Origin of the sequence: Bradyrhizobium sp. CIAT3101, from assembly GCF_029714945.1 — a bacterium.
Taxonomy (GTDB): Bacteria; Pseudomonadota; Alphaproteobacteria; order Rhizobiales; family Xanthobacteraceae; genus Bradyrhizobium.
Map to the genome: position 1 here is coordinate 5,852,599 of NZ_CP121634.1, position 13,330 is coordinate 5,865,928.

13 protein-coding genes are annotated in these 13,330 nt (G+C 60.9%); 10 read left to right on the top strand and 3 right to left on the bottom strand.

From position 1 onward, the window contains the following. Positions 1-18: 18 nt before the first annotated feature. From QA645_RS27745 to QA645_RS27765, 5 genes are all read left to right on the top strand, one after another. Complete coding sequence (locus tag QA645_RS27745) at positions 19-1,062, top strand: branched-chain amino acid ABC transporter permease (protein WP_254130507.1); 1,044 nt, start codon at positions 19-21, stop codon at positions 1,060-1,062. Beyond that, complete coding sequence (locus QA645_RS27750) at positions 1,059-2,828, top strand: branched-chain amino acid ABC transporter ATP-binding protein/permease (RefSeq protein ID WP_283044668.1); 1,770 nt, start codon at positions 1,059-1,061, stop codon at positions 2,826-2,828. The genes QA645_RS27745 and QA645_RS27750 overlap by 4 nt, the downstream gene beginning before the upstream one ends. After that, positions 2,825-3,538, top strand: coding sequence for an ABC transporter ATP-binding protein (locus QA645_RS27755; RefSeq protein WP_283044669.1), 714 nt, complete (start codon positions 2,825-2,827; stop codon positions 3,536-3,538). The genes QA645_RS27750 and QA645_RS27755 overlap by 4 nt, the downstream gene beginning before the upstream one ends. A 383-nt stretch (positions 3,539-3,921) precedes the next feature. Then, positions 3,922-5,106 carry an acyltransferase gene (locus QA645_RS27760; protein ID WP_283044670.1) on the top strand — a complete coding sequence of 395 codons (1,185 nt, stop codon included), beginning with the start codon at positions 3,922-3,924 and terminating at the stop codon, positions 5,104-5,106. Positions 5,107-5,401: 295 nt separating this feature from the next. Then, a complete protein-coding gene (locus tag QA645_RS27765; RefSeq protein WP_283044671.1) occupies positions 5,402-6,307 on the top strand; it encodes a polysaccharide deacetylase in 906 nt (301 codons plus the stop codon). Between the two features lie 181 nt (positions 6,308-6,488). On the opposite strand, the gene QA645_RS27770 is transcribed toward QA645_RS27765, so the two are convergent. Further along, a complete protein-coding gene (locus QA645_RS27770) occupies positions 6,489-6,869 on the bottom strand; it encodes a helix-turn-helix domain-containing protein (RefSeq protein WP_283044672.1) in 381 nt (126 codons plus the stop codon). A gap of 152 nt (positions 6,870-7,021) precedes the next feature. On the opposite strand from QA645_RS27770, the gene QA645_RS27775 reads away from it, so the two are divergent. From QA645_RS27775 to QA645_RS27785, 3 genes are read left to right on the top strand one after another with little or no spacing between them, the layout of a single operon-like run. Further along, the gene (locus QA645_RS27775; RefSeq protein ID WP_283044673.1) at positions 7,022-7,411 is read left to right on the top strand and encodes a DoxX family protein; all 390 of its coding nucleotides are present in this window, start codon (positions 7,022-7,024) and stop codon (positions 7,409-7,411) included. Positions 7,412-7,456: 45 nt separating this feature from the next. Continuing rightward, positions 7,457-8,200 (top strand): SDR family oxidoreductase, encoded by a 744-nt coding sequence (locus QA645_RS27780; protein ID WP_283044674.1) that lies wholly within the window; start codon positions 7,457-7,459, stop codon positions 8,198-8,200. Between the two features lie 2 nt (positions 8,201-8,202). After that, positions 8,203-8,589 carry an MAPEG family protein gene (locus QA645_RS27785; protein ID WP_283044675.1) on the top strand — a complete coding sequence of 129 codons (387 nt, stop codon included), beginning with the start codon at positions 8,203-8,205 and terminating at the stop codon, positions 8,587-8,589. A gap of 281 nt (positions 8,590-8,870) precedes the next feature. Here the strand turns inward: QA645_RS27785 and QA645_RS27790 are convergent, their stop codons facing one another. Then, positions 8,871-9,872 carry a phosphotransferase gene (locus QA645_RS27790; protein ID WP_283044676.1) on the bottom strand — a complete coding sequence of 334 codons (1,002 nt, stop codon included), beginning with the start codon at positions 9,870-9,872 and terminating at the stop codon, positions 8,871-8,873. Positions 9,873-10,113: 241 nt separating this feature from the next. Continuing rightward, a complete protein-coding gene (locus tag QA645_RS27795) occupies positions 10,114-11,289 on the bottom strand; it encodes a succinylglutamate desuccinylase/aspartoacylase family protein (RefSeq protein WP_283044677.1) in 1,176 nt (391 codons plus the stop codon). A 597-nt stretch (positions 11,290-11,886) separates the two neighbouring features. Here QA645_RS27795 and QA645_RS27800 point away from each other — a divergent pair. Both QA645_RS27800 and QA645_RS27805 read left to right on the top strand, forming a co-directional pair. Beyond that, entirely contained in the window at positions 11,887-12,588 is a 702-nt protein-coding gene (locus QA645_RS27800) for a DUF2865 domain-containing protein (protein ID WP_349253140.1), read from the top strand. Positions 12,589-12,878: 290 nt separating this feature from the next. After that, positions 12,879-13,328, top strand: coding sequence for a hypothetical protein (locus tag QA645_RS27805; protein ID WP_283044678.1), 450 nt, complete (start codon positions 12,879-12,881; stop codon positions 13,326-13,328). Positions 13,329-13,330 lie beyond the last annotated feature (2 nt).

Below are 13,330 nucleotides of genomic sequence, written 5' to 3' on the forward strand. Positions count from 1 at the left end.
AGGAGCAACGGCGTCTCAATGACGAGCGACATCGCAGCCATCCTTGGGATCGACGGGATCGCCACCGGCGCAGTCTACGCGCTGGTGGCAATCGGGACCGTCCTCATCTTCACGGTGACACGGGTCATCTTCATTCCCTTTGGCGACATCGCCGCATTCACGGCCCTGACGCTGGCGGCCCTCGATGCGAAGCGCTTTCCCGGAACCGGCGCACTCGTCGTCATCCTGGCCGGCCTCGCGACCCTGATCGAGATCATCTCGCTGCTGCGCTCCGGCGAGCTTCGCCTGCTGCCGCGCGCCCTCCTTTTTTATCTCGTACTTCCGCTCGCCGTCGTCGGCCTCGCCTGGCTGACGATGCGCGCCGAGCCGCCGCTTGCCGTCAGGCTCGTGCTTGCGCTGATGCTGATCACGCCGATCGCGCCGCTTCTGGACCGGATCGTCTTCCGCCCCATCGCGGACGGAACGGTGCTGTTGCTGCTGACGGTCTCCGTGGCGCTGCATTTCGCACTGGTGGGCCTCGGCCTGCTCTTCTTCGGCCCCGAAGGCGTCAGAACCGAACCGCTGACATCGTTCTCGACCGAGTTCGCCGGTGTGCTGGTCTCGGGCCAGACCATGCTGATCGTGATTGCAGCCCTCGTCTTCTCTGGCCTGCTCTATCTCTTCTTCGACTTTACGCTGGTCGGAAAATCGCTGCGCGCCACGGCCGTGAACCGGACCGGCTCCCGCCTGATGGGGATACGGCCCGCCCGTGCCGGCACGATCGCCTATCTGCTGGGATCGCTGATGGCCGGCGTATCCGGAATCCTGATCGCGCCGGTCAACACGGTGTTCTACGATTCCGGCTTTCTGATCGGCCTCAAGGCCTTCGTCGGCGCCATCGTCGGCGGCATGACCAGCTATCCTGGCGCCGCGATCGGCGCCGTCGGCGTCGGCATCCTCGAGAGCTTCGCATCCTTCGAGAGCAGCGCGCTGAAGGACGTGATCGTGTTCTCGTTGCTGATCCCGATCCTGATCTGGCGATCCCTCGCCTCGCTGCATTCCGAGGAGGAGATCGAGGAATGACGCGCCTTCACGTTCAGCTTGCAGCCGTGGCGGCGGTGGTGTGCCTCGCGCTCGCCCCTCTCGTGCTGAGCCCGTTCAGCATCACGTTGATGAACTATATCGGCATCTACTCGCTGGTCGCCATCGGCCTTGCGCTGCTCACCGGCGTCGGCGGCATCGTGTCGTTCGGACAGGCGGCGTTCGTGGGCGTCGCGGCCTATGCGACCGCCTGGGTCTCCGCATTGAACGGATACTCTCCGTGGCTCGGCCTCCTGTTCGGCGTGGCGCTGACCTGCTGCGTCGCAGCCATCCTCGGCGTCGTCACCTTGCGGCTCCAGGGGCACTTCCTGTCGCTCTCGACCGTCGCCTGGGGTCTCGCCATCGGCTTCCTGTTCGGCAATGTCGAGGGGCTCGGCCGCTTCAACGGCATCTCGTCGATTCCGCCGATCAGCATCGGATCGCTCTCGCTGGTGTCGAGCGCGCAGATCTACTTCCTGATCTGGGGCATCGTCGCGGCCGTCCTCCTGCTCGGATACAATCTGCTGGACTCCAGGCTCGGTCGCGCCATGCGCGCGCTGCGCGGCGGCAATACGCTGGTCGAGAGCCTCGGCATCAACGCCTTCCGGATCAAGCTCGTGACCTTCGTGATCGCGGCCTTTCTGGCTTCGCTCTCCGGCTGGCTCTACGCCCATATGAGCCGCTTCATCAGCCCGGGCCCGTTCGATGCCGGCATGGGCATCGAATATCTGATGATGTCGATGGTCGGCGGCGCCGGTAGCCTGCTCGGCGGCGTCGTGGGTGCCGCCGTCGTCACCCTGCTCAAGAACAGCGTGCAGGACTATCTGCCGCTGATCGCCAAGGGCGCCTCCGGCCAGCTCGAGATCGTCGCCTTCTCCGCATTGTTCATCCTGTTCCTGCAATGGGCGCGGCAGGGCATCGTGCCGTTCGTCGCGCGCTATCTGCCGAAGATCAAACGCGAGCGGCCGCAGCCTGCGCCGCCGCTGCCGCGTCGTCCCCAACCGACGCCGGGCGAGCTGCTTCTGAAAGTCGACGGCGCCGAGCGCCGGTTCGGCGGGCTGGTCGCGGTCAACAATGTCAGCTTCGAGGTCCGGTCCGGCGAGATCCTTGCCGTCATCGGCCCGAACGGCGCCGGCAAGAGCACGATGTTCAACTGCCTGACCGGCGCGCTCAGGGTCAACAAGGGCGAGATCGTCTTTGCGGGACGTCCCATTACGCATGATGCGCAATCCCGCATCGCCAAGGCGGGTGTCGCGCGGACCTTCCAGCACGTGAAGCTGCGGCCGCGCATGAGCCTTCTGGAAAACGTGATGCTCGGCACCTACGCCCGCACCGGCACGGGCCTGTTCGCCGGCGCCTTCCGTCTCAACCAGCGTGAGGAGGCCAGCGCGCGGCACGAGGCCCTGACGCAGCTCGAGCGCGTCGGCCTCGGTGAAAAGCCGTTCGAGCTCGCAGGCAATCTGCCGCTCGGCAACCAGCGTATCCTGGAGATCGCCCGTGCGCTGGCCGCCGACCCGGCGCTGCTGGTGCTGGACGAGCCGGCAGCAGGCCTGCGCCGCCAGGAGAAGCTGCGGCTTGCGGAGCTGCTTCGCTCGCTGCGGGCGGACCATCTGACCATCCTGATCGTCGAGCACGACATGGAGTTCGTGATGTCGCTGGTCGACCGCATCGTGGTGCTCGATTTCGGCTCAAAACTCTGCGAAGGCGCGCCAGCGGCGATCCGCAGCGACGAACGGGTTCAAGAGGCCTATCTCGGAGGCGTCGCGTGAGCGGGATGTTTTCCATGACGGACGTGACCGTCTGCTACGACAACGTCGAAGCGGTCCGCAACGTCTCGCTGTCGATCGAAGAAGGCCAGATCGTCACCGTCATCGGCCCGAACGGTGCCGGCAAGACCACGCTGCTGATGGCGGCCATCGGGCTGCTCGCATCGCGCGGCCGCATGGTCTTCCAGGGCGGCGACATCGGAAAAATGTCCGTCGAGGATCGCGTCGAGCGCCGGCTGTGTCTGGTCCCGGAAAAGCGCGAGCTGTTCTCCGACATGTCGGTCGCCGACAATCTTCTGCTCGGCTCCTACAGCCTGCGCGATCGCTCGGGCGTCCAGAGGACGCTCGGCGAGGTCTACGATCGCTTTCCCCGTCTGAAGGAGCGGCAACGCCAGGCCGCGGGCACCCTCTCCGGCGGCGAGCGCCAGATGCTCGCACTCGGGCGCGCGCTGATGGCGAAACCGAAGCTGCTGATGCTGGACGAACCGAGCCTCGGCCTCGCGCCGCTGATCGTGCGCGAGATCTTTCGCACCATCGCATCGCTGCGCGATCTCGGCGTGTCGATCCTGCTGGTCGAGCAGAACGCCCGCGCCGCGCTGGAGACGGCCGATTACGGCTACGTGCTCGAGACCGGCGAGATCGTGCAGTCCGGCCCCGCCAAGGATCTCATCCACGATCCCAAGCTGATCACGGCCTATCTCGGCGGACACTGACATCGGGCTCAGGCCGCGGCTTTCGCGGCCCGGCCCCAAGACTATCGAAAACAACCCCATGCACAGTAGCCGGTGACAGCGACATCAATGGTTTAGTCGCAGGAACTGCTGATTTTGCGAAATCCGCTTGATCCGTCGGGCAAAACAGTGGCATGATGCCATCATCGCCGCTCGTCGGGGGTGTGCGGACGGCGGTCCGGCAGTACAGAAGGCCAGGTCTGGACAGCAAATTTGGCCAGCTGAGTCCGTGCGCAGAAGCGCTCCATACGGGCAGCCAGCGATACAGTCGTGCTCTACCATTGATCCACGTCAAGGTCATGCCCGCGCAGGACGTAGTCTGTGGCGGCCAAAACGCGCCGTTCTGAGGATGGGAGCAGCAAATCATGACGACCCTCGAGGTTGGTATGACGACCGAAGTACGATCGGTTCCCAAAGCGAAGACCCGCAATCCCGCGATCGACCGGGCCCGAACATTTCTGACCCTGGTCGTGTTGCTGCATCATGCCGTGATTCCGTACACCTATTTCGGCCACACCGACCCGAAGTACTTCTTCGGCTTCGACATGATCGTGCTCGCCACCGACAGTTTCTTCATGGCGATGTTCTTTTTCCTGTCCGGGCTGTTCGCCTGGTCCGGCATCGCCCGTAAGGGGGTGGCCAACTATCTCCAGGACCGCGTGCTCCGGCTCGGCCTGCCGTTCGTGATCTGCGCCTTCACGGTCATCCCGCTCGCCTACTACGCCATCTCGCTCCGACAACACCCCGAAATCGGCTTTTCGGAGTACTATTGGAACATGATCACCAAGGGCCCGTGGCCGAGCGGACCGATCTGGTTTCTCTGGGTCCTGTTCGCCTTCGACCTGGCGGCGTGCCTGCTGTTTCGACTGCGACCCCACCTGCTCGACCCGCTCAATCGTCTTTCGCTGCACGGCCGCCGCCGGCCGGCCGACTTCTTCGCCGTCATGCTGGCCGTGACCGCGGCGTTCTACATTCCCGGGCTGATGCACTACGGACACAGCACCTGGTTCGAGTTTGGGCCATTCTCGGTGCAGCTCGGGCGGGTGATGCTCTATGCCAGCTACTTCTTTTTCGGCGCCGGTATCGGCGTCGCGAATATGGACCGCGGCCTGCTCGCGGCCGACGGCCGCATGGCAAAGGTCAGCTGGGAGTGGATGGTGCTCGCGATCGTGCCGTACTGTCTGCTCTGGGGACTGATCTACATCAAGCGGGAAATCCTCGGCAATCCATCGCCGTTGCCGGACTGGTACGAAGGCCTTTACGCCGCCTGCTTCACGGTCTTCAGCGTGGCCATCATGTTTCTCATCCTGGCTTTTTTCCAGAGGTTCAAGCAATCGGGCACCGCCAGGCTTCTCGACCCGATGCAGGCAGATGCCTTCGGCATCTTCCTGGTGCACTACCCGATCGCGCTTTGGCTGCAGTATTGGCTGTTCGATTACAATCTACCGGCGATCGTCAAGGCGACCGTCGGCTTCGTGCTGACAGTCGCATTCAGCTGGGCGCTCACGCGCGCGCTGCGGCAAATTCCCGGCGCAAGCAAGGTCCTGTAGCCGGAGCAAGCCGGTCGTTCGCCGCGACGAAATCCGTCGCGACAAATACGATTTTTTAAGGCCGAACGCTCTATCTACGACCTTCAGACCGTGCGTCTCGGACAAGTCCGGTCCGGGAAAAAAGCGTCTCGGCCCGCGGCGCCCGGCGGCGATTGACGGACGAGATCATGCACCGACAGATCACTCCTGGGAGGCCTCGCTTGCCAATCTCCACCGACGGCCGCCGATCATGATGCGATGCCGGTCCCGCCCATTCGGACTGCTCGTTGCGACGGCCGCCGTCCTGTCGCTCGTGATGCCTGCAACGGTTTCGGCGCAGCAGGAGGTCGACTGGATCACGAAATTTCCACGCAACCCCGTCCATGTCGCCGCCTGGCCCGGCGGCAAGAAAGTGGCCGTGAGTTTCGTGCTCTTTGTCGAGGAATTCGGCTTTGGCCAGGGACCGGTCTACCGCCCCGACCTTGCCGGCCGGAGCCCGGATCTCGTCAACGAAAACTTCCGCCAATATTCGCTGAGTTGGGGAAACCTGCGCGTCGCCCGCCTTTTCAGGGATCTGGATGTGCCGCTCAGCATCGCCTTGAATGCAGAATTTCCGCGCGCCCATCCGTCGGAATGGAAGGAGCTTCGCAGCCTTCAGCCGAACGCGCCGATCGTCGCCCACGGCATGAACAACACCAGCCACATGCTGCCACTCGGTCGTGGCGTCGATGAGCAGAAAAGCTACATCAACGACACCCTCGCGCTCATCGCGTCGACGACGGGCGTGAAATCGACCGGCTGGTCGAGCCCGAGCGTCTATGCCAATTCCGACACGATGCAGGCGATGGCTGCCGCGGGCGTCACCTACACCATCGATGGCATGGATTCGGACATCGTATCGCAGCTCGACACGCCGAACGGACCGCTGATGTTATTGCCCTACCCGGTGGTGACGGTCGACATGGGGCAAAATCTGTCGCGCATGAAGTCGCCGACCGAAATCGAGAAATTGTGGCTCGACTACGTGATCGAGCTCGCCGAGGAAGCGCGCGGTGATCCGGCTCGCGAGGCGACCACGGTGGTGATCGGAATCCATCCCTTTGTCGTTGGTACCCCCGATGGCGCAGCCGCGATGCGGCGCGTGCTGGCGCGGTTGAAAAACGACGGAAGCGTCTGGCTGACCGACACTGAAACGATGCTCAAGGCCATTAAGCTGAAATAGGCAGTCGCCCGGCAGCGCTAGTGACAGCCGATCGACCGGATGCAACAAGCCTGCGGCCGAGCCTTGCCTTCGGCTCCCAGCCATCCGGCTATGGCCGACCGCCGTTAATCGTCGCAAGCTCCAATCCATTTGGCTAGCGGAAGCGACGGCAACTTTAGCTTCGGTCTTAGCTTGAGTTGAGTCATTCGCCCTTTGGTTTGCGCCCCCGCACACTGGGCTTGGCTGGTACGGTCTTTCCGTACTTGATCCACCAAGCTGTCAGCGCCTCCATCGCGGGGCCGAGTCCACGTGCCTTCTCGGTAATTTCATATTCGACCCGAACCGGCACTTCCGCAAACACGGTACGCGATACGAGACCATCGGCCTCTAGTTCGCGCAGCTGAGCCGTGAGCATGTGTTGCGTGATCCCCGGGATCGCCTTTCGCAGTTCGCCGAAGCGGTAGACCCGCTTGTTGAGCAACCACATGATCTCAAGCTTCCATTTGCCCGAGAGCAGCGCGAACGCGCGCCGCATCTCCTCGTGCATGTTCATCTGCCTACCGACCATAGTCTGGTTTTCCATACTAACATCAAGTTATTCATCCTACTTGTTAAAATCGATCTTGTCCTACACTTTCGACGTAAGCCGCCACGAGGTCGTGGCGAATAGCCGCTGTCAGGCAAATCAACGCGAAGAAAGGATGCTGCTGTCCCCTCAGCAAGCATGACGCCCCCATGGCAACAATTTACACCTACTGGATCAGCACGGCACTTTTGTCCCTGCTGTATCTCATCTCCGCCATGATGTACCTCACGAAAGGGGATCGGGTCCGGAAAGCGCTGGCCGACCTCGGATATCCGGCCTACCTCGTGCCGCTATTGATCATCGTGAAAGTATTGGGCTCGGCGGCAATACTTTTGCGCTTCAGCGTGGCGCTTAGCGACCTCGCTTACGCGGGTATGCTCTATCACCTGTTGTTAGCAGGCTTGGCCCACGTTGCCGCCCGAAAGCCAGGTGAAGCCTTGCCCGCTGTAATCGGACTAGCGCTGCTCGCCGCTTCCTTCTTCACACAGAACGCTGTCCGCATAATTCCGTCGCCCTACGCGCTGACGACGATATTCTGACGCACAGCGAACGATCCCCAACAAGAACTATCGAAGGAGACGTGCATGAATCGATTGAACGGGAAAGTTGCCATCGTTACGGGTGCCGGTCGCGGCATTGGCCGCGCCACCGCCAACCTGCTCGCGGCGGAAGGCGCGAAAGTTGCGGTCCTGTCGCTTACACCCGCGAATGTTGATGCCACCGTTGCGGGGATCGAGGCAGCGGGCGGCACGGCCCTGGGAGTGGTATGTGACATCAGCAAAACGGATCAAATCGTGGCGGCGGTGAACAAGGTAGTTGCCGCCTATGGTCAGATCGACATCCTCGTGAACAACGCCTTCGATCCAACCGCGCATTTGTCATCAATTGTTGAGCTTTCGGCGGAGCAGTTGCAGCGCAATTTCGACACGGGACCGATTGCCTATCTGCGCACGATGCAAGCCTGCTATCCCTATTTGAAAGCAAGCGGAGAAGGCCGCGTCATCAACTTCGGCTCAATGGCTGGGATCATTGGCCTCGCGGATTATGGTCCCTACAACATGGCCAAGGAAGCCGTTCGCGCCCTGACGCGGACCGCCGCACGTGAATGGGGTGTTGACAAGATCACCGTGAATAATGTCCTGCCGCTCGCCGAAACATGGGACCCTGCCGCGAGCATACCCGCACCGACAAACGCCCTGGCACGGTACGGCACACCGGAAAACGACGTGGCCCCTGCGGTGCTATTTCTCGCCAGCAAGGACGCGCAGTTCATTACCGGAACCAGCCTTGCTGCCGACGGCGGCGCAATTATCGACAGCGCCCGCTAACTATGACTGTACTTCCCATTACCTCTACCTTCGCAGCGGCCTTCGCGATCTCTCTTGTCGCCCTGTCGTTTCCCATTTCCCTGCGCCGCGCAAAGGTCGGACAGATGGTAGGGAACAGCAGTGACGAGACGCTGCAGCGGCGCATCCGCACTCAAGGCAACTTCATCGAATACGTGCCGCTCGGACTGATTTCACTGGGCTTGGTCGAGGTGCATGCTTCTCCCGTCTGGACGGTCGCCGCCATCGGTACAACGCTGGCGTTCGGGCGGCTCTTGCACGCGATTGGCATGCTTTGGGCATTGGCCGCGGTGCGAGGCCTAGGTATGCTCCTTACTTACGCGGCCTTGGTTTTTGCCGCTGGATGCCTCCTTCTGAACGTTGCCTCTTGATAGCCGCACGCCAACGTCCGGTCCTTATCCGACGTATCATGTCCTGCAACTCGAGATCTTTTTTGTTCTAGCGCCCACGCCGAACTACCTGCGTCAGCATCGGAAAATGCTTGTTGCCGCCCTGGAGCGGCTGGAACTGGATGAGGTCTGCTCACGGCGCTTGAGGGACGTTAATTTCCAATGCTGAGAAGGCAGTTCCCGGGCTGTCAGCGGACCACGTGCAGACCGCGAGGAAATGCCCGCTTCTGACCCACAGCAGAAATGAATGATCTATCCAACCACTAAACGGCAGCGGCGAAGCCCGGCGCTTCAACGCCTGTCATAAACGAGGCTAGAAACATCTTGCCCAATACATGCTTCGTTTGGGGTTCACCGGGCTTCAAATGCCCGTTGCGAGCCATTCGTTCGAACTCCGCTACAGTCGGCGCAGAAAGATCGACATCTCCACTAGTGCAAGATGTTGCGGCGGAAGCGCTAAGCAGGACGCCTGCGTAATATAGGCGAGTTAGAGCCCGAACGGTCACGAGCCGGGCTAACGCCTCGTCATCTAGAGATTTGCCAAGCCAAGCCTCGCAGAAAATGGGTTCCAAATCCTGCGAGCGTATGATGCTGTCGAGAGCGATTGACACGTCCACAAACGGATCGTTTCGATAGGCACTCTCCCAATCGATCAACCAAAGACGATTGCCGTCGAATAGAATGTTGCTTGGAATAAAATCATTATGGCTGGAGACAACTCTCGACAAACCAGCGTCGTAGGTCTTTTGAAGCAGTTCGAGGCGTTCAAAGTGGGGATCGAGACGGCCGTCTGCAAAAAGTCCGGTCCGACGTACGTGCCGGAATAGGGATGCGACAATTTCAGGGTAGTCGATGAAATATGGAAAGGTCGGTGTAGATTGCACGCGCCTGACCAAGTTCCCGAGAGCTTGTGAAAGCGCGACGCGGCCGCCCGGAAAGGTATTCAACGGTCTTTGCTCGATGAAGTCGATCACCGCTACACGAGCTGCTTCGTCTATGAAGCGGATCGGTGGCGCAATTCCTGCCTCCGCTGCGATACGCATGGACACATACTGATGAGGATTACGCAGCGGGCTCGGCTCGCCTTCTATCCGCAAAAGGTAACGGCGGCCACCAACGTCGATCCGCAGCGTTGATGCGGTGGTAGCGCCACCCTTAATGGGATTTACACCCGCTATTTGCATTTGCCCAAAAGCCGCGCGCAGAGCAGAGTTCGCCGTTTCGCGGACTGAGGCTGGAAGGGTTTCGAAATAGCTCATTTGCATGCGAAATCGTACATCGCGCGTGGATTTTTGTGAACTCGCGCATTTCCGCTTGTGGCCCTTAGCCGAACCTTGCCGATCCTGTAGTGATGTCGGCTATCGGCGGAAGACCGGACGCCGGGCGGCTGGAGACATGCAAAACCGACGCAGATGAGCAGGAGCGCAAAGTTCGTTCTGGGCTTCTGTGTCGCCAGGAAAGGGAGGTCATAGGCGTTACATTCGTTCTGAAACGTATTCGGGCGAACTACTCGGGATAAGACTCCTTGCCCTCCCGCGTCGGCTTCTCAAAAAGAATAAACAGCAGAGGATTGCCGGGCTCAGATGTCACGTCAGTACGCAGTGCAAAGACCTCCCCCGTGACGCTGCTGATATATTCGGCAACAATCTCGCCAAAGCTGTTGCGCTGTATAGCGACCTTCTGCCCAGGGCTGACCCTGTCGTGAAGCTTAACCAGAGGTTCGACGAAGCCGGCTTCGGTCGCAATAATCGGGAAGCCACTGTTGCCAATGAAAACAGGCACGTCCTTGCCGGTCTTGCCCATCGGGCCGGATACGATACCGTGGTGTTTGAGTACGTTCATCGTACCCTCAACGAACAGATCGATCATATCAGGAGTGAGTACCCGAGCGGGGCCGATCTCCGAGCAGAACGCAGGAATGCCCACGTCGATCAGAGCGTTGTGGAGAACAACCGGATACACCGGATTATTGAAGATCTGGGTCACGGGAAAGAGTTCCAGCATCGCCTTGACCTCCGGAATATTCATATCGCCGAGATTGAAGGCACTGGCACTAAAACCGGTTGCTCCGGTGTGGAAATCGATGGCGAAGTCGGCGTTCGGCCGCAACAGACGATTGAACAGCAACCCCGCATGTCGGCTGGTCGGGGTGGGGCCGTTTTCGTCTCCCGGCCATACTCGGTTCATGTCTATGAGGTCGGCACCCAACCCCACGTTGGGCCATCGCCGCTGCATGCTTTCCAAGGCGGGGCGAGACACATCGGTGACCGCCATCACCGTGCCCGACATACTTTTGGGGTCGAGCTGGTTCATCACGGTCATGACCGTATGGATCGAGCTCATCTCGTCGCCGTGCACACCACTGATCAGAAGGGCGCGCTTGCCTGGCCTTCCCCCCTTCGCGACCACCACCGACACATTCCAGTGTTTGCCCGTAGGCATCTGCACGCCCTGAAAATAGAAGCGATGCTTCTGCCCGGGCTCAAGGTCGTTGACGTCCAGCGCGCTGATGACCTTCTTCCCCTGGATCACGTCGCCGGTATAGACGGTCCTCCCCGACGCAGCCGACGCTTCGCCAGCAGCGTTAGCGTTGACAGCGAAGGCGGCCGAGGCTCCAGCGGTGGCGATAGATGCAATCAAGAGGTTGCGACGATCGAGACCTTTTTCGGAATTGTCCGGCATGGTGTCAATTCTCCTTTTCTTATGATGGTTCGATCAGAGAATGAAACGCATAATGGTCGCGACATCCCGCGACTGCAGAGCGCCGAGTCTGCTACTGATCTCATCAGGGTGCAAGATTTTCGTCGGTTCGCTGCTCCAGCAACAATGCGTGGGCTATCAGGGCACAGCGGACACTGACAACGCGTCAGCGCGGCGCGTTTATGGGTTTACGGCCTAGTACCGGTTCGACAGGCGGAGTGACCGCGCGGTGGCGCTGCCCAACGTCCGCTTCCGCCCCTCAACCGAACCTTGCTGATCCTGTTGTGATGTCAGCTACCGGCGGTAGGCCGGACGCCGGGCGACGCTTGCCTCAACCGCCGTTTCTGACCCACACCAGACATGAAGTTTCATACCTTCGTGGTTGAGATACCGGCGAAGCCGTTCGCGGCAGCCCATCACACCCATCGACTTAATCCTCTCGCAGGTACTGTCGCGCGGCCGCGCGTGGCGTGCTTGCTCGATGCGCACTGGCCGAGAATGACGGTTGGAGAATGTGGCGCGCGAAGTGCTCTCTGGCCTTTTTCTTTCCCTTTGTCCGCCATAGAGCGAGCTTAGTAGATGATGCGAGTTGAGGAAGCGCAGCGCGCAGGGCTGCAAGGAGGTTCTTTGCGTCGGGTGGAGCAAGGTACCCAGTGGTCTTTTCAGCGCAAGCTTCGCCGCCTGCTTGCTGCTGCCGTCATCGTTGGCCCCGTCGCGCTGGCGCCGGAGATGAGTTCGGCTGAGGGGCTGCTTGACTTCTTCTTCGGTGGCGGCCGGAAGCAGCAGCAAACCTCGTCTTTCGGCAATGACAATAATGCGCAATCGCCGACGCCGCGGCCGATCGTCGCAAGCGCGGGACCTGCATTCTGCGTGCGCAGCTGCGACGGCAAATACTTTCCGCTGATGCGCGGCGCGACCTCGCCGGCGCAGATGTGCCAAGCCTTCTGTCCGACAAGCCCGACTAAGGTCTTCTTCGGCTCCAACATCGACAGCGCTTATGCCGCAACTGGCGAACGCTATGCGGACAGCGAGAACGCCTTTGCGTATCGGAAGGCGCTGCGTGCCGACTGCACCTGCAATGGCCGCAATCCCGGCGGCCTAGCGCCAATTGATCTCGCGCTGGACGGCTCGCTGCGCCGTGGCGACGCGGTGGCCACCACCGACGGGCTCGTCGCCTATAGCGGCATACGACTTGGCAACGACCAAACTCCGGATTTCGCCCCCGTGGCCGCACCGGCGCGAACCGGCATGACGGCAAACAGCGCGTCAAACCTGAGGTGACGAGCACGCGGTTGCCGACGACAAGAGGTCGACCTCAAGCGAATTCAACGCCGGGTGCAGCCTGCCAAGGCGTGGATGTCCGCTGATGGCCCGCAGCCGACCCCGGTAGCAGGCAATTTTGAAGTCCGCATCTCGGCCGTCAACGGAGCAAGAGCAGCCGACACAGTGTGTTCGGCTGATGCCCCCTATCGGACAGAGGACCGGGTGAACCGCATCATGGATGGTGCGACTAATACCGCATACGACGTTTCATCAAAGCCGTTCGCCTCGTGCGTTTTAATCGAATCACCATGACCAAGCTGCTACTGCTGTTTGCAATACTCTACGCCGCGTGCGGGCTGGCACTCAGCATCGTCGTAAATGCGGTGTCATTCACCAGCGTCCAACTCGGCGACAACGCCTTGTTTCCAGTGCTGACGTGGGGAATCTTCCCGGCTTTTTTGTCGGTCATCCTCATCGACATTTCGGAAAGGGAAGGAAGAAAGATACGTAGCGGTGCGGGTGAGGAAATTGATCATTGGGAGCTGATATTTGGTGGGTGCCCCTCGTTGATGAAGTATGTCTTCTGGGTCTGCTTCGCTTACGCGTGGGCGATCGGTATTGTCCTCGCCATATTGCAAACCCACGAACCGAACGTGATCTGGCGCGGCGCCTCTGCTTTCTGGATGGCATTCTATGCGCTGGGCCTTGCGTCGGTTTCAGGCGCCTATCTCCGCCGCCGCGCGCCTCAAACGCTGTGAAG

Coding starts and splice junctions, on each gene's coding strand:
- QA645_RS27745 (WP_254130507.1), top strand. CDS start 19: ATGACGAGCGACATCGCAGCCATCCTTGGGATCGACGGGATCGCCACC.
- QA645_RS27750 (WP_283044668.1), top strand. CDS start 1,059: ATGACGCGCCTTCACGTTCAGCTTGCAGCCGTGGCGGCGGTGGTGTGC.
- QA645_RS27760 (WP_283044670.1), top strand. CDS start 3,922: ATGACGACCCTCGAGGTTGGTATGACGACCGAAGTACGATCGGTTCCC.
- QA645_RS27765 (WP_283044671.1), top strand. CDS start 5,402: ATGCCTGCAACGGTTTCGGCGCAGCAGGAGGTCGACTGGATCACGAAA.
- QA645_RS27770 (WP_283044672.1), bottom strand. CDS start 6,869: ATGGAAAACCAGACTATGGTCGGTAGGCAGATGAACATGCACGAGGAG.
- QA645_RS27775 (WP_283044673.1), top strand. CDS start 7,022: ATGGCAACAATTTACACCTACTGGATCAGCACGGCACTTTTGTCCCTG.
- QA645_RS27780 (WP_283044674.1), top strand. CDS start 7,457: ATGAATCGATTGAACGGGAAAGTTGCCATCGTTACGGGTGCCGGTCGC.
- QA645_RS27785 (WP_283044675.1), top strand. CDS start 8,203: ATGACTGTACTTCCCATTACCTCTACCTTCGCAGCGGCCTTCGCGATC.
- QA645_RS27790 (WP_283044676.1), bottom strand. CDS start 9,872: ATGCAAATGAGCTATTTCGAAACCCTTCCAGCCTCAGTCCGCGAAACG.
- QA645_RS27795 (WP_283044677.1), bottom strand. CDS start 11,289: ATGCCGGACAATTCCGAAAAAGGTCTCGATCGTCGCAACCTCTTGATT.
- QA645_RS27800 (WP_349253140.1), top strand. CDS start 11,887: ATGATGCGAGTTGAGGAAGCGCAGCGCGCAGGGCTGCAAGGAGGTTCT.
- QA645_RS27805 (WP_283044678.1), top strand. CDS start 12,879: ATGACCAAGCTGCTACTGCTGTTTGCAATACTCTACGCCGCGTGCGGG.